The 20,607-nt window shown below is 56.8% G+C and carries 16 protein-coding genes and 1 pseudogene; 9 read left to right on the top strand and 8 right to left on the bottom strand.

Going from position 1 to position 20,607, the window contains the following annotated elements; translation table 11 throughout:
• Positions 1-129 precede the first annotated feature (129 nt).
• Both ENTHG_RS17030 and ENTHG_RS17025 read left to right on the top strand, forming a co-directional pair.
• Positions 130-1,672, top strand: a pseudogene (locus ENTHG_RS17030) (DUF3300 domain-containing protein).
• A 10-nt stretch (positions 1,673-1,682) separates the two neighbouring features.
• Entirely contained in the window at positions 1,683-2,474 is a 792-nt protein-coding gene (locus ENTHG_RS17025) for a DUF2950 family protein (RefSeq protein ID WP_044182302.1), read from the top strand.
• Positions 2,475-2,562: 88 nt separating this feature from the next.
• On the opposite strand, the gene ENTHG_RS17020 is transcribed toward ENTHG_RS17025, so the two are convergent.
• The 5 genes from ENTHG_RS17020 to pdhR all read right to left on the bottom strand — a co-directional run bounded on the left by ENTHG_RS17020 (position 2,563) and on the right by pdhR (position 10,200).
• A complete protein-coding gene (locus ENTHG_RS17020) occupies positions 2,563-2,847 on the bottom strand; it encodes a hypothetical protein (protein ID WP_044182299.1) in 285 nt (94 codons plus the stop codon).
• 226 nt (positions 2,848-3,073) lie between these two features.
• Positions 3,074-4,498 carry a dihydrolipoyl dehydrogenase gene (gene lpdA, locus ENTHG_RS17015; RefSeq protein WP_044182564.1) on the bottom strand — a complete coding sequence of 475 codons (1,425 nt, stop codon included), beginning with the start codon at positions 4,496-4,498 and terminating at the stop codon, positions 3,074-3,076.
• A 198-nt stretch (positions 4,499-4,696) separates the two neighbouring features.
• A complete protein-coding gene (gene aceF / locus ENTHG_RS17010) occupies positions 4,697-6,595 on the bottom strand; it encodes a pyruvate dehydrogenase complex dihydrolipoyllysine-residue acetyltransferase (protein ID WP_044182296.1) in 1,899 nt (632 codons plus the stop codon).
• A 14-nt stretch (positions 6,596-6,609) separates the two neighbouring features.
• Positions 6,610-9,273 (bottom strand): pyruvate dehydrogenase (acetyl-transferring), homodimeric type, encoded by a 2,664-nt coding sequence (aceE, locus tag ENTHG_RS17005; RefSeq protein WP_044182292.1) that lies wholly within the window; start codon positions 9,271-9,273, stop codon positions 6,610-6,612.
• Between the two features lie 162 nt (positions 9,274-9,435).
• Positions 9,436-10,200, bottom strand: coding sequence for a pyruvate dehydrogenase complex transcriptional repressor PdhR (gene pdhR / locus ENTHG_RS17000; protein WP_044182290.1), 765 nt, complete (start codon positions 10,198-10,200; stop codon positions 9,436-9,438).
• A 531-nt stretch (positions 10,201-10,731) separates the two neighbouring features.
• On the opposite strand from pdhR, the gene aroP reads away from it, so the two are divergent.
• The 3 genes from aroP (at position 10,732) to ENTHG_RS16985 (ending at position 14,625) form a co-directional block, all read left to right on the top strand.
• Positions 10,732-12,105, top strand: coding sequence for an aromatic amino acid transporter AroP (gene aroP / locus ENTHG_RS16995; RefSeq protein ID WP_106403296.1), 1,374 nt, complete (start codon positions 10,732-10,734; stop codon positions 12,103-12,105).
• A gap of 166 nt (positions 12,106-12,271) precedes the next feature.
• Positions 12,272-13,678 carry a glycoside-pentoside-hexuronide (GPH):cation symporter gene (locus ENTHG_RS16990; RefSeq protein WP_044182287.1) on the top strand — a complete coding sequence of 469 codons (1,407 nt, stop codon included), beginning with the start codon at positions 12,272-12,274 and terminating at the stop codon, positions 13,676-13,678.
• On the top strand, positions 13,678-14,625 hold the full coding sequence (locus ENTHG_RS16985; protein ID WP_425325302.1) for a glycoside hydrolase family 43 protein: 948 nt from the start codon (positions 13,678-13,680) through the stop codon (positions 14,623-14,625). The genes ENTHG_RS16990 and ENTHG_RS16985 overlap by 1 nt, the downstream gene beginning before the upstream one ends.
• Positions 14,626-14,643: 18 nt before the next feature.
• On the opposite strand, the gene ampE is transcribed toward ENTHG_RS16985, so the two are convergent.
• The gene (gene ampE, locus ENTHG_RS16980) at positions 14,644-15,498 is read right to left on the bottom strand and encodes a beta-lactamase regulator AmpE (RefSeq protein ID WP_044182282.1); all 855 of its coding nucleotides are present in this window, start codon (positions 15,496-15,498) and stop codon (positions 14,644-14,646) included.
• Positions 15,495-16,058, bottom strand: a complete 564-nt coding sequence (ampD, locus tag ENTHG_RS16975) for a 1,6-anhydro-N-acetylmuramyl-L-alanine amidase AmpD (RefSeq protein WP_044182279.1) — start codon at positions 16,056-16,058, stop codon at positions 15,495-15,497. Before ampD ends, ampE begins: the two co-directional genes overlap by 4 nt.
• A 141-nt stretch (positions 16,059-16,199) precedes the next feature.
• Between ampD and nadC the strand changes: the two genes are divergently transcribed.
• The 4 genes from nadC (at position 16,200) to hofC (ending at position 20,319) form a co-directional block, all read left to right on the top strand.
• On the top strand, positions 16,200-17,096 hold the full coding sequence (gene nadC, locus ENTHG_RS16970; RefSeq protein ID WP_044182276.1) for a carboxylating nicotinate-nucleotide diphosphorylase: 897 nt from the start codon (positions 16,200-16,202) through the stop codon (positions 17,094-17,096).
• 198 nt (positions 17,097-17,294) lie between these two features.
• On the top strand, positions 17,295-17,732 hold the full coding sequence (gene ppdD / locus ENTHG_RS16965) for a prepilin peptidase-dependent pilin (protein WP_044182273.1): 438 nt from the start codon (positions 17,295-17,297) through the stop codon (positions 17,730-17,732).
• A 9-nt stretch (positions 17,733-17,741) separates the two neighbouring features.
• Positions 17,742-19,127: a type II secretion system protein GspE gene (gene gspE / locus ENTHG_RS16960; protein WP_044182270.1), complete on the top strand. Its 1,386-nt coding sequence runs from the start codon at positions 17,742-17,744 to the stop codon at positions 19,125-19,127.
• Entirely contained in the window at positions 19,117-20,319 is a 1,203-nt protein-coding gene (gene hofC, locus ENTHG_RS16955) for a protein transport protein HofC (RefSeq protein ID WP_044182266.1), read from the top strand. Before gspE ends, hofC begins: the two co-directional genes overlap by 11 nt.
• Positions 20,320-20,506: 187 nt before the next feature.
• Here hofC and ENTHG_RS26455 read toward each other — a convergent pair.
• The coding region (locus ENTHG_RS26455; RefSeq protein WP_240520228.1) for a hypothetical protein at positions 20,507-20,607 on the bottom strand (101 nt) is incomplete at its 5' end.

Raw genomic sequence — 20,607 nt, 5'->3', positions numbered from 1 at the left:
TAATAAATAGTCACACTAATGCTTCGCCATAGGGGGAGGTTCCACCCGTTAAGTCAAAAACGGATCGGCGTGAAGCCTATACTCGCTGCATTATTTTCATCCTTCGCCCCTGCTCTCTTCGGAGTCTTTATGAAGCTGACATTAACGCCTTCGCTGCTCGCTCTACTGTGTAGCGCCGGTCTGTTTGCCGCCTCCGGCACACTGTATGTAAGAAGCCGCGCGCCGGAAACACCGCCAGTCGTTCAGCCTGCTCCTGCCGCGACCGCCGCGCCTGCTGCTGTCGCGCAACCGGCTTACAGCGCCGCGCAAATTGACCAGTGGGTAGCGCCGATTGCGCTCTACCCGGATGCGCTGCTGTCGCAAATCCTGATGGCGGCCACCTACCCGGCGAATGTAATTCAGGCCGCGCAGTGGTCGCAGGATAACCCGAAACTCCAGGGCGATGCGGCTATTCAAGCCGTCTCCGCGCAGCCCTGGGACGCCAGCGTGAAATCCCTGGTCGCCTTCCCACAGCTTATGTCATTGCTGGGCGGCAATCCCGAATGGGTCCAAAATCTGGGCGACGCGTTCCTGGCGCAGCCAAAAGATGTCATGGACTCCGTGCAACGGCTGCGTGCGCTGGCGCAGCAAACCGGGGCGTTAAAATCGACGCCGCAGCAAAAAGTGACGGTAGCGACAACACCTGCGTCAACCGCGACGGTGAAAACAGCATCTGCGCCCAGCCAGACGGTGATCAAAATAGAGCCTGCTGACCCACAGGTGGTTTACGTGCCATCCTATAACCCGTCGGTGGTGTATGGAACGTGGCCCAACGCCAGCTATCCGCCGGTTTATCTGCCCCCTTCTCCCGGGCAGCAATTTACCAGCAGCTTTGTGAAGGGGTTTGGCTATAGCCTGGGCGTCGCCACCACCTACGCCCTCTTTAGCAGTATCGACTGGGATCATCATGACGATGACCACCATCACGATGACGACCACCATCATCACGATGACGATCATCACAACGACCACCATCACGACGATGACCATCATCACGGCGGCTATTCGCACAATGGCGATAACATCAATATCAACGTTAACAATTACAACAAGATAACCGGAGAGCACCGCACGGATAACCATATGGTCTGGCAGCATAACCCGGCTTATCGCAACGGCGTTCCCTACACCAATAGCCAGGTCGCCAGCCACTTTCACCAGACCCACGTTCCCCCAGGGGCTGAGCGCGACAGAGCATCAGCCGGCCAGCCGCGACAGTCAGCGTCAGGCGGCGATGGCGCAGGTGCAGCAGTCGACGGGCAAATCCCTGACCCAGCTCAGGCACCCCGTGACCCAGCATGCGCAGCACCCGGCCTCCAGCCAGCAGCTTAAACAGATCTCACAGCGAAACAATTTCCGTGGTTACGACAGCGTCCAGTCTCGGGCGCAGCATCGCCTTAGCCAGCCGCATACGGCGCACAAACAGGCTGCGCGCCCTGCGGAGCATCACGCCCAGCCGCTACGCGCCAATGCGCTGAGCGGTAACGACAGCCGCTCTGCTAACTGGCGAGCTCAGCAGCAACGCGGGCTGGAGAGCCGCCAACGCGCGTCGCTTAACGGCGAGCAGCGGGCGGGCCTGCGGGAGCACCTGTCCGAACGCCATAGTGAACACCGTGAATTACGCCATCGTTAAGGAAGCCGTCATGAAAAATAAACCGATCGCGGGCATGTTATTGCTGATGGTTTCATCCTTTGCCATCGCCCAGGCGCATTTTCCTACGCCCGACGGGGCTGCCAGCGCGCTGACCAAAGCCATTAGCGCGCAAGACCAGCGCGCCATGCAGGATCTGCTGGGTGATAACTGGCAGGATGCGCTACCGCCGGAGGGGATCGATCCCGACGCGGTGGACCGTTTTCTGCGCGACTGGCAGGTTAAGCATGAGATAGTTCTCGACGGCGATGTTGCCCATCTGGCCGTCGGCAGCAGCGGCTGGCAGCTTCCTGTCCCGCTGGTTAAGACCGCCGAAGGCTGGCGTTTTGATATGAAAGCTGGCGCAGAGGAGATTCAGACCCGGGAAATCGGTCGTAATGAACTGGCGGCCATGGAAGCGCTGCATGCGTATGTTGATGCCCAGCAAAGCTACTACGCGCTGAATCATCGCTACGCGCAAAACATCGTCAGTATGCCTGGCAAAAAAGACGGTCTCTACTGGCCCACCGCCCCAGGCGAAGCGCCAAGCCCGCTGGGTCCGGCATTCAACCCGCCGCAACCGGGTGAAGGCTACCACGGCTACCATTTTCGTATCTTACCCGCTCAGGACGGCTTTGCGATGGTCGCGTGGCCCGTAAGCTACGGTAAGACGGGCATCATGAGTTTTATCATCGACAGTCATGACAAGGTGTATCAGCGCAATCTCGGCGCGGATTCACAGCAACAGGCGCAGGCGTTGAGCGCCTTTTCGACAGAGCCAGGCTGGCAACCGGTAGCTCAGTAAGGAATGGCCCGAATGCGGCGACCAAACCCACATACTGCACAATTTGTAGCCCGGGTAAGCGCGAGCGCACCCGGGAACTCACTCAGGGTTAGCCCTGATGCGGCATCAGCTCAGGGTAACCTTTAAAAGCCGGTTTAGTGCTGGTTAAGGCCGCCTCATCGTCATGAATACTGCCAGAGTTGGCTGCCCATACGCCTTCCTGCGTGTGGGTGATCTGCTGGTGCTGCGCATTCAGATCCTGCCCCATCGCAGCAATGTGCGTACTCTCGGTTCCGCCGCTGTTAGCGGCCCACGGAATCACCGGATCGCTGGCGCAGGCCATACCCGATACCAGAACAGTCATTAACAAAGCAGGCTTCAAAAAGCGTTTCATTACATTCCCTCAAATTAATTACTTTGCTACTAGTTTACTCCGTTACTAATTTCAGAGAATGACAAGTTACTGGGAATTATTTCTTGTGAAACAATGTGTTGTTTAGATAATCAATTGTCAGAATTGTTAACACACCGGCAGGAAAAGAGGCACAAAAAAAGCGGCCAGAGGCCGCCTGATTAAGAGCCAGAAAGCACAGGGCGCCTTCTGGCTGGTCAGCGTAAGATTATTTCTTCTTCGCTTTCGGGTTCGGCAGGTCGGTGATGCTGCCTTCGAACACTTCCGCCGCCAGGCCCACGGACTCGTGCAGCGTCGGGTGAGCGTGGATGGTCAGCGCGATGTCTTCTGCGTCGCAACCCATTTCGATAGCCAGACCGATTTCACCCAGCAGCTCGCCGCCGTTGGTGCCGACAATTGCGCCACCGATAACACGGTGCGTCTCTTTGTCGAAAATCAGTTTGGTCATACCGTCTGCACAGTCGGAAGCGATAGCACGGCCAGACGCCGCCCACGGGAAGGTGGCGGTTTCGTAGCTGATGCCTTTCTCTTTCGCTTCTTTCTCAGTCAGGCCAACCCATGCCACTTCTGGCTCGGTATAGGCGATGGACGGAATAACTTTCGGATCGAAGTAGTGTTTTTTACCGGCGATAACTTCTGCGGCAACGTGACCTTCGTGAACACCTTTGTGCGCCAGCATCGGCTGACCGACGATATCGCCGATAGCGAAGATGTGCGGCACGTTGGTGCGCAGCTGTTTGTCAACGCGGATGAAACCACGGTCGTCCACTTCCACACCGGCTTTGCCTGCGTCGAGGTTTTTACCGTTCGGCACACGGCCAATTGCCACCAGCACGGCATCGTAACGCTGCGCTTCGGCAGGCGCTTTTTTGCCTTCCATGGAAACGTAGATACCGTCTTCTTTCGCTTCAACGGCAGTGACTTTGGTTTCCAGCATCAGGTTGAATTTATTGCTGATACGCTTGGTGAAGACTTTAACGATATCTTTGTCGGCAGCCGGGATAACCTGGTCAAACATTTCAACCACGTCAATCTCTGAACCCAGCGCATGGTACACGGTGCCCATTTCCAGACCGATGATACCGCCGCCCATGACCAGCATGCGTTTCGGCACTTCTTTCAGCTCCAGCGCATCGGTGGAGTCCCACACGCGAGGATCTTCATGCGGAATAAACGGCAGCTGAATCGGACGGGAACCCGCCGCGATGATCGCGTTGTCGAAGTTAATCACGGTTTTGCCGTTTTCGCCTTCCACTTCCAGGGTGTTCGCGCCGGTGAATTTACCCAGACCGTTGACCACTTTTACTTTACGGCCTTTGGCCATACCGGCCAGACCACCGGTCAGCTGAGTGATAACTTTCTCTTTCCAGGTACGAATTTTGTCGATATCGGTCTGCGGCTCGCCAAACACGATACCGTGTGTTGCCAGCGCTTTGGCTTCTTCGATAACTTTCGCTACGTGCAGCAGCGCTTTAGAAGGGATACAGCCGACGTTCAGACAAACACCGCCAAGGGTGTTGTAACGTTCAACGATGACGGTCTCCAGACCTAAATCCGCGCAACGGAAGGCAGCAGAGTAACCTGCCGGGCCCGCCCCAAGTACCACGACCTGAGTTTTGATTTCAGTACTCATCATGACCTCTTATTGATTTCCGGCAGTCCAGGTACTTGTCGCCCTTCATCCACCGGGACGTTCTATCCGCTCGTATTTTACAAAATTGTTAACAATTTTGAAACAACAAACGGCTCACGAATTATCGCTTTTCACCAGTAACCGCACAATCGCTATGAGATTACCAGAAAAAAGCCGGCCGTCAGGCCGGCTTTCCGATTACATCACCAGGCGGCGAATGTCGCTCAGCATGTTGTTGATGATGGTGATAAAGCGCGCACCATCAGCACCGTCGATCACGCGGTGGTCGAAGGAGAGAGAGATAGGCATCATCAGACGCGGCACAAACTCTTTCCCGTTCCACACCGGTTCCATCGCGGATTTAGATACACCGAGGATAGCCACTTCCGGCGCGTTAACAATCGGCGCGAAGTGGGTCGTACCCAGGCCGCCGATGCTGGAGATGGTGAAGCAACCGCCCTGCATTTCGCCAGCGGTCAGCTTACCATCACGCGCTTTTTTGGAGATGGTGGTCAGCTCACGGGACAGCTCGGTAACGCTCTTCTTGTTCACGTCTTTAAAGACCGGAACAACCAGACCGTTCGGGGTGTCGACCGCGACGCCGATGTTGATATATTTTTTGAGCGTCAGGCGCTGACCGTCTTCGGACAGAGAGCTGTTGAAGCGCGGCATCTGTTCCAGCGCTGCGGCAACGGCTTTCATGATGAAGACAACCGGGGTGAATTTCACGTCCAGCTTACGCTTCTCAGCTTCGGCGTTCTGCTGTTTACGGAACGCTTCCAGATCGGTGATATCGGTTTTGTCGAAGTGGGTAACATGCGGGATCATCACCCAGTTACGGCTCAGGTTAGCACCAGAGATTTTCTGGATGCGGCCCAGTTCCACTTCTTCGATTTCGCCGAACTTGCTGAAATCGACTTTCGGCCACGGCAGCATGCCCGGAATACCACCGCCGGTGGCGGCAGCCGGTGCAGACTCGGCGCGTTTTACCGCGTCTTTTACGTAAGCCTGAACGTCTTCGCGCAGGATACGGCCTTTGCGGCCAGTGCCTTTCACTTTCGCCAGGTTGACGCCGAATTCGCGCGCCAGGCGACGAATCAGCGGGGTCGCGTGAACGTAAGCGTCGTTCTCAGCGAAATCAGATTTACCTTCTGCTTTCGCTGCCGGTGCCGCTGGCTGCTCAGCTTTCGCCGCAGGAGCCGGCGCTGCCGCTTCCTGTTTCGCCGGGGCTGCTGCCGGTGCTGCGCCTTCTACTTCGAAGACCATGATCAGCGAGCCGGTAGAGACTTTGTCGCCAACGTTAACTTTCAGTTCTTTCACCACGCCCGCAAACGGTGCCGGGACTTCCATAGAGGCTTTGTCGCCTTCTACGGTGATCAGAGACTGTTCAGCGGCAACTTTGTCGCCCACTTTAACCATCACCTCGGTGACTTCAACTTCGTCGCCACCGATATCCGGAACGTTAACCTCTTTCGCGCCAGCCGCAGCAGCCGGAGCGGAAGCCGCTTCTTCTTTAACCTGCGGTTTCGCCTCGCCTGCAGCCGGAGCCGCGCCTTCCACTTCGAAGACCATGATCAGCGAGCCGGTAGACACTTTGTCGCCGGTGTTGATTTTGATCTCTTTGACGGTGCCCGCGAACGGCGCCGGGACTTCCATAGAAGCTTTATCGCCTTCTACGGTGATCAGGGACTGTTCGGCTTCAACCTTGTCGCCCACTTTGACCATGATTTCGGTGACTTCTACTTCGTCGCCGCCGATATCCGGTACGTTAACGTCTTTTGCTGCCGCAGCGGCTGCAGGCGCAGCGGCTGGAGCGGCTTCTTTCTTCTCTTCTGCCTTCGCAGGTGCAGCATCAGCTGCACCGTCGGCGGAATCGAAAATCATAATCAGTTTGCCGGTCTCGGTTTTGTCGCCCACGGAGACTTTAATCTCTTTAACGACGCCAGCCTGCGGAGACGGGACTTCCATAGAGGCTTTATCGCCTTCTACGGTGATCAGCGACTGTTCTGCTTCAACCTTGTCGCCGACTTTGACCAGGATCTCGGTGATTTCAACTTCATCAGCCCCGATGTCCGGTACTTTGATTTCGATAGCCATTATTCTTTTACCTCTTACGCCAGACGCGGGTTAACTTTTTCTGCATCGATGTTGAATTTGGTGATGGCTTCCGCCACCACTTTCTTATCGATTTCACCACGTTTAGCCAGTTCACCCAGTGCCGCGACTACTACGTAGGACGCGTCCACTTCGAAGTGGTGACGCAGGTTTTCACGGCTGTCGGAACGACCGAAGCCGTCGGTACCCAGCACGCGATAGTCATCAGCCGGTACGTAGGTGCGAACCTGCTCTGCGAACAGTTTCATGTAGTCGGTTGATGCCACTGCCGGCGCGTCGTTCATCACCTGAGCAATGTACGGTACACGCGGGGTTTCCATCGGGTGCAGCATGTTCCAGCGCTCACAATCCTGGCCATCACGCGCCAGTTCAGTGAAGGAGGTCACGCTGTAGACGTCAGAACCCACACCGTAGTCTTTCGCCAGGATCTGTGCCGCTTCACGTACGTGACGCAGGATAGAACCGGAGCCTAAGAGCTGAACTTTACCTTTGCTGCCTTCTACGGTTTCGAGTTTGTAGATACCTTTGCGAATACCTTCCTCGGCGCCTTTCGGCATCGCTGGCATGTGGTAGTTTTCGTTCAGGGTAGTGATGTAGTAGTAAACGTTCTCTTGCGCTTCACCGTACATACGTACCAGACCGTCATGCATGATAACAGCCACTTCGTAAGCGTAAGCCGGGTCATAAGAGATACAGTTCGGGATAGTCAGAGACTGAATGTGGCTGTGACCATCTTCGTGCTGCAGACCTTCGCCGTTCAGGGTCGTACGACCAGAAGTACCACCTACCAGGAAGCCGCGAGCCTGCTGGTCGCCTGCCTGCCAGCACAGGTCGCCGATACGCTGGAACCCGAACATGGAGTAGTAGATGTAGAACGGAATCATCGGCAGGTTGTTGGTGCTGTAAGAGGTCGCAGCAGCCAGCCAGGATGCGCCTGCGCCCAGCTCGTTGATCCCTTCCTGCAGAATCTGGCCTTTCTCGTCTTCTTTGTAGTAGGCAACCTGCTCACGGTCCTGCGGGGTGTACTGCTGGCCGTTCGGGCTGTAGATACCAATCTGACGGAACAGACCTTCCATACCAAAGGTACGCGCTTCGTCGGCGATGATCGGCACGAGGCGGTCTTTGATGGATTTGTTCTTCAGCATCACGTTCAGAGCACGCACGAAGGCGATAGTGGTGGAGATCTCTTTGCTCTGCTCTTCCAGCAGCGGGGCGAAATCTTCCAGCGCAGGCAGGTCCAGCTTCTCAGAGAACTTCGGCTGGCGGCTCGGCAGGTAGCCGTGCAGCTTCTGACGCTGGCCGTGCAGATAGTTGTACTCTTCGGAGCCTTCCGGGAAGGTAATGTAAGAGAGTTTTTCAACCTGCTCGTCGGTCACCGGCACATTGAAACGGTCGCGGATATAACGCACGCCGTCCATGTTCATTTTCTTAACCTGGTGAGCGATGTTTTTACCTTCCGCGGTGTCACCCATGCCGTAACCTTTAATGGTATGGGCGAGGATAACGGTCGCTTTGCCTTTGGTTTCGCGTGCTTTTTTCAGTGCCGCAAAGACTTTCTTCGGATCGTGGCCGCCACGGTTCAGGGCCCAGATCTGCTCGTCAGTCCAGTCGGCAACCAGCGCTGCGGTTTCCGGATATTTACCAAAGAAGTGTTCACGCACGTAGGCGCCATCTTTGGATTTGAAGGTCTGATAGTCGCCGTCAACGGTTTCGTTCATCAGCTGAATCAGTTTGCCGCTGGTGTCTTTACGCAGCAGCTCGTCCCAACGGGAACCCCACATCACTTTAATCACGTTCCAGCCGGCGCCACCGAAGATGCCTTCCAGTTCGTTGATGATTTTACCGTTACCGGTGACCGGGCCATCCAGACGCTGCAGGTTGCAGTTGATGATGAAGCACAGGTTGTCCAGTTTTTCACGGGTGGCGATGGTGATCGCGCCTTTGGATTCTGGCTCATCCATCTCGCCGTCGCCCAGGAAGGCGTAAACGGTCTGTTCAGAGGTATCTTTCAGGCCGCGGTGTTCCAGATATTTCAGGAACTTCGCCTGGTAGATCGCGCCAATCGGGCCGAGACCCATGGAGACGGTCGGGAACTGCCAGAATTCCGGCATCAGTTTCGGGTGCGGGTAGGAAGAGAGACCGTTGCCGTGAACTTCCTGACGGAAATTGTTCATCTGCTCTTCGGTCAGACGGCCTTCCAGGAACGCGCGTGCGTAGATACCCGGAGAGATGTGGCCCTGGAAGTAAACCAGGTCGCCGCCGTCTTTTTCGTTGCGCGCGCGGAAGAAGTGGTTAAAGCACACTTCGTAGATGGTCGCGGAAGACTGGAAGGATGCCATATGGCCGCCCAGTTCCAGATCTTTCTTGGATGCGCGCAGGACCGTCATGATGGCGTTCCAGCGAATTGCCGAGCGAATACGACGTTCCAGCTCCAGATTGCCCGGGTATTCCGGTTCATCTTCAACGGCAATAGTGTTGATGTAGTTGCTCGATCCGGCACCAGCGGCAACTTTCACGCCACCTTTACGGGCTTCTGAAAGCAGCTGGTCAATCAGATACTGAGCACGCTCAACACCTTCTTCACGGATTACCGATTCGATCGCCTGTAACCAGTCGCGAGTTTCAATCGGATCCACGTCATTTTGTAAACGTTCTGACATGGGGGTATTCCTTATCTATCTAATACGTTGAGTTATCTGGAACCTGTCCCATTGCATTCTCGCCAGAGAACGCAATAAGACAGGTTCTGCGTTTAGTTGCCGCGCTCTAAGTGTTGGCGCTGTTGGTACAACATCTTCTGGTTCACGTTCCGCCAGAAAAAACTAATTCTTTCGCTGCTCCAGACGGCGAAGCGACCGTTCACGACGGCTCTGCTCACGGCTTCTGTCCAGCAGGATCTCTTCGATAAAGGCCAGATGGCGATGGGACGCCTCTCGCGCCTCCTCCGGCTCACCCGCCATGATCGCCGCAAAAACGCTGCTGCGATGCTTGCTCACCAGCGGCAGCATTTCGCGGCGCGCATAAAGCAGTTCGAAGTTTTCACGTACATTTTGAGCCAGCATGGGCTCCATGCAGCGTAGCAGATGAAGCAGCACCACATTATGCGCCGCCTCTGTGACGGCAATCTGATACTGCACCACCGCGCTGGATTCGGCGTCCAGGTCGCCGGACTGCTGCGCCAGCTCAATAGCCTGATGGAGCTCGCTAATACGCGCTTTATCTTCATCAGTGCTGCGCAACGCCGCGTAATAAGCCGCAATGCCCTCTAACGCGTGGCGCGTTTCGAGCAAATCAAATTGGGATTCGGGATGATCGGAGAGCAGTTCTACCAGCGGGTCGCTGAAGCTCTGCCAGAGGCTACTTTGAACAAAGGTACCGCCACCCTGGCGACGCAGCAGGAGCCCTTTCGCTTCGAGACGTTGAATAGCCTCGCGCAGTGAAGGGCGGGAGACGTCGAACTGTTTAGCCAGTTCGCGCTCTGGAGGCAATTTTTCACCGGGGCGTAGTGTCCCCTCAAGAATCAAAAACTCCAGTTGCTGCTCAATCACATCGGATAGTTTTGGCTGGCGGATTTTGCTGTAGGCCATGGTTCCTGTCTCTACCGTTCGCCCGGAGTAAATTGGTCTTACCAATTTCATATTCGTGACGCTAAAGTAACAAAGTATTCACCTTATGTCCATACAGGTTTTGATTGAAATCAGTAAAGCAGGCACATTTTAACAACGTTACAGAAATGACGTTTCAAATATGTAACCTTGCACAAATGAATTGGTTACTCACAAAGAGGCACTTTTAACTAAATTGAAACGCTATTTTTTATGTCTGAACCGATTCAGTAGGGTCAAAAATGAATAACCATTCAATTAATAAGCATAAAAAGAGAAGGGGTTAAGAAAACGCTTCCGACATAGCCATTTACAAATGGTTTCTTTTTATTCAAGTCGTCATCCGCTGGTCATAAAGCAGGTGCAAACGCCGACGCTTACCACTATTCTGAGCCTCACGAAAGTCGCGCACGCAAATTAGCGCCGGCCGTTCGTAAACAAATAAATACAATAAATGGAATTTCCTGCTTACACGCCAACGAGCGTAAACATAACAACCACACACGAGGTTTCATGATGGAAGGTCAACAGCATGGCGATCAGCTAAAGCGCGGCCTGAAGAATCGCCATATTCAGCTTATTGCGCTGGGCGGGGCTATCGGGACTGGCCTGTTTCTGGGCAGCGCGTCAGTGATCAACTCTGCGGGCCCTGGCATTATTCTGGGCTACGCCATCGCCGGTTTTATCGCGTTTTTAATTATGCGCCAGCTGGGTGAAATGGTAGTGGAAGAGCCGGTAGCAGGCTCATTCAGCCACTTCGCCTATAAATACTGGGGCAGCTTTGCCGGTTTCGCCTCGGGCTGGAACTACTGGGTGCTCTACGTCCTGGTGGCAATGGCGGAGCTGACCGCCGTCGGTAAATATATCCAGTTCTGGTGGCCGGAAATCCCTACCTGGGTCTCCGCCGCTGCCTTCTTCGTCATTATTAACGCCATCAACCTGACCAACGTAAAAGTGTTTGGCGAGATGGAGTTCTGGTTCGCCATTATTAAAGTCGTTGCCGTCGTGGCGATGATTCTGTTCGGCGGCTGGCTGCTGTTTAGCGGCAATGCCGGTCCGCAGGCGACGGTACGCAACCTGTGGGAGCAAGGCGGGTTCCTGCCGCATGGCTGGACGGGGCTTATCATGATGATGGCGATCATCATGTTCTCTTTCGGCGGCCTGGAGCTGGTCGGTATTACCGCCGCCGAAGCCGATAACCCGGAGCAGAGCATTCCCAAAGCCACCAATCAGGTTATCTACCGCATCCTTATTTTCTATGTTGGCTCGCTGGCCGTGCTGCTCTCCCTGCTGCCGTGGACCCGCGTCACCGCCGATACCAGCCCCTTCGTGCTGATTTTCCATGAGCTGGGCGACACCTTTGTGGCCAACGCCCTGAATATCGTGGTGCTGACAGCCGCGCTGTCGGTCTACAACAGCTGCGTTTACTGCAACAGCCGCATGCTGTTCGGTCTGGCGCAACAGGGCAACGCGCCGAAATTCCTGCTCTCCGTTGATAAGCGCGGCGTGCCGGTGAATACCATCCTCACCTCTGCCGTGGTCACCGCGCTGTGCGTACTGATTAACTACTTTGCGCCGGAGTCCGCGTTCGGCCTGCTGATGGCGCTGGTGGTTTCCGCGCTGGTGATCAACTGGGCGATGATTAGCCTGGCGCATATGAAATTCCGTCGCGCTAAGCAGCAGCAGGGCATTACCCCTCGCTTCCCTGCCCTGCTTTACCCGCTGGGCAACTGGATCTGCCTGCTGTTTATGGCTGCGGTGCTGGTCATTATGCTGATGACGGACGGAATGGAGATTTCTGTCTATCTGATTCCGGTCTGGCTGGCCGTGCTGGGTATTGGTTACCTGTTCAGGCAGAAAACCGCTAAGCCAGTGAAAGTTCACTGATAAAACGCTCGGCCCTCTCTTTCTGGAGAGGGCTTTCACACATTGTTAACTTCCTCACACTTTCCTTCTCGTAGCTGTTTTGTCCATGTCTCTGCCTGCATACTGCAACGCATTTAAACCGTAGCAGGCGAATAATTATTCCCACATCTCAATGGGAGAATAGATAATGGACGCGACTAAACTGTCTGTTAAAGAGAAAATTGGCTACGGCATGGGCGACGCCGGATGCAATATCATCTTTGGCGCTATCATGCTGTTTGTGAACTATTTTTATACGGATATTTTTGGACTGGCACCGGCGCTGGTTGGGGTTTTACTGCTCTCGGTACGCGTTATTGACGCGGTGACCGACCCGATTATGGGCGCGCTGGCGGATCGCACCCAGAGCAAATATGGCCGTTTTCGCCCCTGGCTGCTGTGGATTGCCTTCCCCTACGCCCTGTTCAGCATCCTGATGTTCACGACACCAGAATGGAGCTACAACAGCAAGGTTATCTATGCGTTCGTCACCTACTTCCTGCTGTCGCTTACCTATACGGCAATTAACATTCCCTACTGCTCGCTGGGGGGCGTTATCACCAACGACCCGAAAGAGCGCGTAGCCTGCCAGTCTTACCGTTTTGTGATGGTGGGGATTGCCACGCTGCTGCTGTCGCTCACCCTTCTGCCAATGGTGGACTGGTTCGGCGGCGGCGACAAAGCCAAAGGCTACCAGTTAGCGATGACCGTGCTGGCGCTGATCGGCATGTGCATGTTCCTCTTCTGCTTCGCCACGGTGCGCGAGCGTATCCGCCCGGCGGTACCGACCCACGACGATATGAAGAAAGACATGAAAGATGTCTGGAAGAACGATCAGTGGGTACGCATTCTGCTGCTGACCCTCTGTAACGTCTGCCCGGGTTTTATTCGCATGGCAGCGACCATGTACTACGTCACCTGGGTGATGGGGCAAAGTACCCATTTCGCCACGATCTTTATCAGCCTGGGCGTGGTGGGAATGATGATCGGCAGTATGCTGGCGAAAGTCCTCACCGACCGCTGGTGCAAGCTGAAAGTGTTCTTCTGGACCAACATCGTGCTGGCTATCTTCTCCTGCGCGTTCTACTTCTTCGACCCGAAAGCCACCGTGATGATTGTGGTGCTCTACTTCCTGCTTAATATCCTGCACCAGATCCCCTCTCCGCTGCACTGGTCGCTGATGGCGGATGTAGACGATTACGGCGAATGGAAAACCGGTAAACGCATCACCGGCATCAGCTTCTCCGGCAATCTCTTCTTCCTGAAAGTGGGCCTTGCAATCGCGGGGGCGATGGTCGGCTTCCTGCTCTCCTGGTACGGCTACGACGCCGGGGCGAAAACGCAAAGCCCCAGCGCCATTAACGGTATTATTCTGCTGTTTTCGGTCATTCCGGGCGTCGGTTATCTGATTACCGCAGGCGTGGTTCGCCTGTTGAAAGTGGACCGTGAAACAATGAAAAGGATTCAGGCGGATCTGGAAAAACGCCGCATCAATTATCATGAACTGAGCGAAAACCGGGAAGTGCCGGTGAGCGAGCAGGTAAGGAAAGCATAATGAACTGGCCAAACCCTTTTATTGAACAACGCGCCGACCCTTTTATTCTGCGCCATGAAGGTGATTACTATTTTGTCGCCTCCGTGCCGGAATATGACCGGCTGGAACTGCGTCGGGCAGCGACGCTGGAAGGGCTTCGTGACGCAGAGCCTGTTACCGTCTGGCGCAAACCGGACAGCGGGCCGATGAGCGAGCTTATCTGGGCGCCGGAGCTGCACTATATCGATGGCAAATGGTACCTCTATTTCGCCGCGACCTGGACCAAAGCGCTCGATGCCCTGAATATGTTCCAGCACCGCATGTTTGTGCTGGAGTGTGACGATCCCGATCCGCTCAGCGGCAGATGGCATGAAAAAGGCCAGGTGAAAACGCCGTTTGATACCTTTGCGCTGGATGCCACCACCTTTGTTCATCAGGGCAAACGCTGGTATCTGTGGGCGCAAAAAGCGCCGCATATCGCGGGGAATTCAAACCTCTATCTGGCGGAAATGGAAAACCCGTGGACGTTAAAAGGCGAGCCGGTAATGCTCAGCAAGCCGGAATATGACTGGGAGTGCCGGGGCTTCCTGGTTAACGAGGGGCCGGCGGTGCTTTTCCACGGCGATCGGCTGTTTATCAGCTACTCTGCCAGCGCCACCGACGAAAACTACTGCATGGGCCTGCTGTGGATTGATATCAGCGCCGATCCGCGCAACCCGGCGAACTGGCAAAAATCCCCGCAGCCGGTCTTTCGCACCAGCTATGAGAACCGGCAATACGGGCCAGGCCATAACAGCTTCACGCAGACGCCCGACGGCGAGGACGTGCTGGTCTACCACGCCCGCAACTATACCGAGATTGAAGGCGACCCGCTGTACGACCCGAATCGCCATACCCGCCTGAAACGCGTGCGCTGGGATGAAAACGGCATGCCCGACTTCGGCATTCCGCCCGCTGATACCGAGTAACCCCCCACGGCACGCTGGTTAGATCAGCGTGCCGTAAATGGTCAGCACCGCCACCACCACCACCATCACAAACGAGGTCTTTTTCGCCATCGACACCGCCGATTTTGGCGTGGCGATCTTATCCATGTGCGGCTCCCGCGCCAGCGAGAACTGCGCCAGGCGCGTCAGCACGTGATATTGCGATGAGTGGCGATCGGCCAGCGAAGCAAACCATGCGGGCAGTGCTTTCTCGCCGTGGCCAATCAGGGCGTACACCACGCCTGCCAGGCGCACCGGGATCCAGTCCAGCACGTGCAGGATAGCGTCGATACCGGACTGCTGGCGTTCATTCGGCGTCTGGTAGCGGGCCAGCCAGGACTGCCACGCGCGCAGGAAGCTGTACCCCACCAGGGTCACAGGCCCCCAGACGCCGCCGACGATAAACCAGAACAGCGGCGCAAGGTAATAGCGGAAGTTGATCCACAGCAGCGCGTTCTGTAATTCACGCAGGAACTCGCGCTCGCTACAGCCAGGCGGCACGCCATGAATCAGGGTCAGCTCATTGGCCATCGCCTGACGGGCGTGGCTGTCGTCTCGCGCCGCCGCTTTCAGATAGGCGTGATAGTGCAGCCGAACCTTCCCCGCGCCGATGCACAGAACACCCAGTAAAATCCACACCACCAGTAGCGGCACATTGAAAAACAGCCCGAGCAGCGCGCGCAAAATTAAAAAGGTCACCAGCATCGCCAGCGCCGTCATCAACAGCGTGCGCAGCATAGAATAGTGCCTGATACGCCTGAACAGCGCCTCCAGACGATGATCCAGGTGCCAGTGTTCGCCGAGTTTGAACAGCCGCTCTGCAATCAGAACCAGCAGCATAGTAAACAGTGTCATGGCCTCTCCTTGTCGGGCTGTGCCGCCACTAAGGCGCGAAATTTCGCCCAGTCGAATGCCGGGCCGGGATCGGTTTTACGCTCAGGGGCAATATCGCTGTGCCCGGTCATGTTGTCGGCAATCGCGGGATAGTATTCGATCAGCGCCCGCGTGACGTTTGCCAGCTGCTGATATTGCGCTTCGGTATAGGCCAGCGTGTCGGTCCCCTCAAGCTCAATACCGATGGAAAAATCGTTGCAGCGCTCGCGCTGCTGGTAGCAAGAGACGCCTGCATGCCAGGCGCGCTTGTTGAAAGGCACGTACTGCACCACCTCCCCATCGCGGCGGATAAGGCAGTGCGCAGACACCCGTAAATGGACGATTTCTGCAAAGAAGGGGTGGGCATGCGGATCCAGCGTGCCGGTAAACAGCGCATCGATCCAGGGCCCGCCAAATTCGCCAGGGGGCAGACTGATATTGTGGACCACCAGCAACGAAGGCGATTCATCATCCGGGCGACAATCGCAGTGTGGCGAAGGGACGCGTCGCGCATCCTCCAGCCAGCCCTCATTTAACCGCATCAGGATCTCCTTATGTATGGTGCTCAAACACGCTCTAGAGTAGCATGTTCCCATTCTCTTCGGTCATTGTATGTTGCGGACTCGCGCAATGACAGGACGCTGGCTAACTTTTTGATTCCCTATCATTTTTGGAGTTTTACCATGCCGCCTCGCCGTTACAACCCCGATCGTCGTCGTGACGCGCTTTTGCAACGCATTGAACTGGATATTCCCGCCGCTGTCGCGCAGGCCCTGCGTGAAGACCTGGGCGGCGAGGTCGACGCCAGTAACGATCTTACCGCACAATTATTGCCGCCAGACAGCCGCTCTCATGCGGTCGTCATCACCCGCGAAGCGGGTGTGTTCTGTGGAAAACGCTGGGTTGAAGAGGTTTTCATCCAGCTTGCAGGCGACGATGTCACCCTTACCTGGCACGTGGCGGACGGCGACGCAGTCGTCGCTAACCAGCCGCTGTTCGAACTCAACGGCCCTTCCCGCGTGCTGCTTACCGGCGAACGTACCGCCCTTAACTTTGTGCAGACGCTGTCCGGCGTGGCAAGCGAGGTTCGTCGCTACGTCGCGCTGCTGGAGGGCACCCGCACGCAGCTACTCGATACGCGTAAAACCCTGCCCGGCCTGCGCACGGCGTTGAAATACGCGGTGCTATGCGGCGGCGGCGCTAACCATCGTCTGGGGCTATCCGACGCTTTCCTGATTAAAGAGAACCATATCATCGCCGCGGGCTCTGTACGCCAGGCCGTGGAAAAAGCCTTCTGGCTGCACCCTGATGTGCCGGTTGAAGTGGAAGTGGAAACGCTGCAGGAGCTGGACGACGCGCTGAAAGCGGGAGCAGACATTATTATGCTGGATAACTTCGATACGGCGCAGATGCGCGAAGCCGTAGCGCGCACAAAGGGGCAGGCGCAGCTGGAAGTCTCCGGCAACGTCACCTTTGACACGATCCGCGAATTTGCCCAAACCGGCGTCGACTTTATCTCCGTTGGGGCGCTGACCAAGCATGTCCGCGCCCTCGATCTGTCGATGCGTTTTCGTGACTAATCCCAACAGTACGGCTGGCGTTACCGCTGCACGGTAGCGCCAGTTCTCCGCTGCGTTTTGCGAAGCGCCACCCATACTTTCTGCCATGGATGTAACCGCAGTAAAAATGGCGGAACGCGCCTCGAAACACTGTTTTTTCCCCCTCGTCTGCGCCCTCCCTTCTTGCCACAGTAGCGCCGTCTACAGAAGGAGCAGACCATGAACCGACAACAGGGATTCACCCTTATCGAACTGATGGTAGTGATTGGCATCATCGCTATTCTTAGCGCCATCGGCATTCCTGCCTATCAGAATTACCTGCGCAAAGCCGCCCTCACCGACATGCTGCAAACGTTCGTCCCTTTTCGTACCGCCGTTGAGCTGTGCGCGCTGGACCACGGCGGCCTGAACGACTGCGACGGCGGCAGCAACGGCATCCCTACCCCCGCTACCACTCGCTATGTCTCTGCGATGACCATCATGGACGGGGTGGTTACGCTTACCGGCAAGGAGAGTCTCACCGGCCTGAGCGTGGTAATGACCCCGCAATGGAGCGCCAGTAACGGAATAACGGGCTGGGCGCGCGCCTGCGACATCGCCGACAGCGGCGAGCTCAAACAGGCCTGTGAAGACGTTTTCCGCGGCAACGGCAATTAAGGGCGCGCGATGCAACAGGAGAAACTGACCACGCTGTGCATGCGGCATAACGCGCTGTTGTTAAACAGCGATGAACAGACGCTCACTATCGCCGTCGTTGGCGATCCGGCGGCGGAGCTACTCGAAGCCCTGCGTTTCGCTACGCAAAAACGCATCGACATTGAGTGCTGGAGCCAGGAGCAGATGGAGCGCCGCCTGCAGCAGAACACCGTCACCCCGCTCCCCGCCGTCAGGGAAGAGACGGGTACCGCTGTCGAACTGCTTAACCAGACGCTGCAACAGGCCCTTAACCAGCGCGCCTCGGATATTCACTTCGAGCCGGGGGAACATCATTACCGCATCCGCCTGCGCGTGGATGGCGTTCTGCATGCGCTACCCCCTGTCGCCAGCACGCTGGCGGGGGCGCTTACCGCCCGTCTGAAAGTCCTGGGAAACCTTGATATCGCTGAACGCAGGCTGCCGCAGGACGGGCAGTTCAACGTTACGCTGGCAGGCGCAAAGGTCTCTTTTCGCATCTCTACCCTGCCCTGCCGCTACGGTGAAAAAGTGGTGTTAAGGCTGCTGCATCAGGTTAACCAGACGCTGGAGCTCCCCCAGCTTGGTATGACTGCCCCGCAGCTGGCGCAATTTCAGGAGGCGCTGTACAGGCCGCAGGGCCTGCTGCTGGTGACCGGGCCGACCGGCAGCGGTAAAACGGTCACCCTCTACAGCGCGATGCAGGCGCGCAACTCGCCGGAGATCAATATTTGCAGCGTGGAGGATCCGGTGGAAATTCCACTCTGCGGCCTTAACCAGACGCAGGTTAACCTCCGGGCGGGTTTAACGTTTCAGAGCGTACTACGGGCGCTGCTGCGCCAGGATCCTGATGTCATCATGGTGGGCGAAATCCGCGACGGCGAAACGGCGGAAATCGCTATCAAGGCTGCGCAAACCGGCCATCTGGTGCTCTCAACCCTGCACACTAACTCCACCACCGAGACGCTGGTACGTATTGAGCAGATGGGCGTGGCTCGCTGGATGATCTCCTCGGCGCTGTCGCTGGTGGTGGCCCAGCGGCTGGTTCGTAAATTGTGCCCCCACTGTCGACGCCAGCTGCCGGAGAAGGTCGATCTTCCCCGCGCCGTCTGGCCTCGCCCGCTGCCCCGCTGGCACGCAGGCGGCTGCGAACGCTGCTATCACGGCTTTTACGGGCGCGTGGCGCTGTTTGAAGTTCTGCCGGTTACCGCGCAGCTGCGCCAGGGGATTGCCAGCGGCCTGCCGGCAAACGACATTGAAAGGCTCTCCCGGCAGGCGGGCATGAGTACCCTGTTTCAAAACGGCTGCCTGGCGGTAGAGCAGGGGCTGAGCAGCATAGAAGAACTTATCCGCGTTCTGGGTATGCCCGATGGCGATTAAGCAGCTATGGCAATGGGACGGGCTGGATGCGCAGGGCCGTCATCATCAGGGTACATGCTGGGAAGAGAGCCGTAACGCCGTCATGCTGCACCTGTTGCAACAGCATATTCAGCCGCTCACCCTCCGTCGCCGCCCGGTGCGCCAGCGGCTGTGGCGGGGCGAGTACAGCTGCGAGATTATCCATCAGCTCGCCACGCTGCTGCAGGCCGGGTTAGCGCTTCCCGAAAGTCTTCTGCTGCTGGCGAAACAGCAGCCGTCGCCCCAGTGGCAGGCCCTGCTTGAGGCGCTGGCGCAGGCGCTGGAGCGCGGAGAAACGTTTTGTGCCGCGCTGGGGCGCTGGCCGGAGGTCTTTCCTCCACTCTATCTAACCATGGTGCGCACCGGCGAACTTACCGGCCAGCTGGATGAGTGCTGCTTTAGCCTGGCGGAGCAGCAAAAAACGCAGCTGGCGCTGGCGAGCAAAGTAAAAAAGGCGCTGCGCTATCCGCTTATCATTCTTGGGCTGGCGTTTATCGTGGTGCTGGCAATGGTGTACCTGGTGCTGCCGGAGTTCGCTAAAATTTATCAGACCTTCAATACGCCGCTCCCGACCCTGACCCGCGGCGTCATCGCCAGTGCGGAGCTAATTCGCCACGGCAGCGCGCCGCTGCTGCTGCTTATCGCTGCGATCGCCCTGTCATTCGTCCGGCTTAAGAAAAACGTCGCCTGGCAGAAACGGCTGCAGAAGATGTTGCTGGCCTGCCCGCTGGCCGGGCCGCTTATTCTCGGGCAAAAGCTCAGCCAGATCTTTACCGTGCTGGCGCTGACCCAGCGTTCCGGTATCGCTTTTCTGCACGGGCTGGAGAGCGTAAAAGAGACGTTAAGCTGCCCCTGGTGGCAGGAGATCATCAGCAAGGTGCACCAGCAGATTGCCCAGGGCCAGGCCATTTCCGCCGCGCTGCAGGCAAGCGGGGTCTTCACGCCGCTCTGTGTGCAACTGGTCAGCACCGGCGAAGCTTCGGGCGCGCTGGATGCGATGCTGCTGAACCTGGCGCGCCATCATCACCAGCGCACCCATCAGCAGGCTGACGGCCTTGCCTCAATGCTGGAACCGCTGCTGCTGGTTGTGACGGGGATTATCATCGGCACGCTGGTGGTCGCAATGTACCTGCCGATATTTCATCTGGGGGATGCGATGAGCGGGGCGGGATAAACAGGCGCAGCGCACCCGGCATTCCCGGATGCGGCGAACGCCTTATCTGGGCTACCTTCATTGCGCTACTCTTCCAGCGCTGCCCGGAATTTCTGCAACGGTGTAGCCCGGGTAAGCAATCGCGCACCCGGGACTCCCGGATGCGGCGTAACATCTTTTCTGGGCTACTGCACTGCGCCTGCTTTGCTTACAGGCTATTGAAAACGCGGTTTTCCTGTTCCTGCACGCGGATAAAGGTAGTGCGTTTAGTCAGCTCTTTCAGACGGGATGCGCCAACGTAGGTGCAGG

The sequence above is a fragment of the Phytobacter massiliensis JC163 genome, from assembly GCF_000321045.1.
In the GTDB taxonomy this organism is placed as follows: Bacteria; Pseudomonadota; Gammaproteobacteria; order Enterobacterales; family Enterobacteriaceae; genus Phytobacter_A; species Phytobacter_A massiliensis.
The sequence above is the reverse complement of the archived record's forward strand: the minus strand, read 5'-3'. Positions and strand labels throughout refer to the sequence as shown.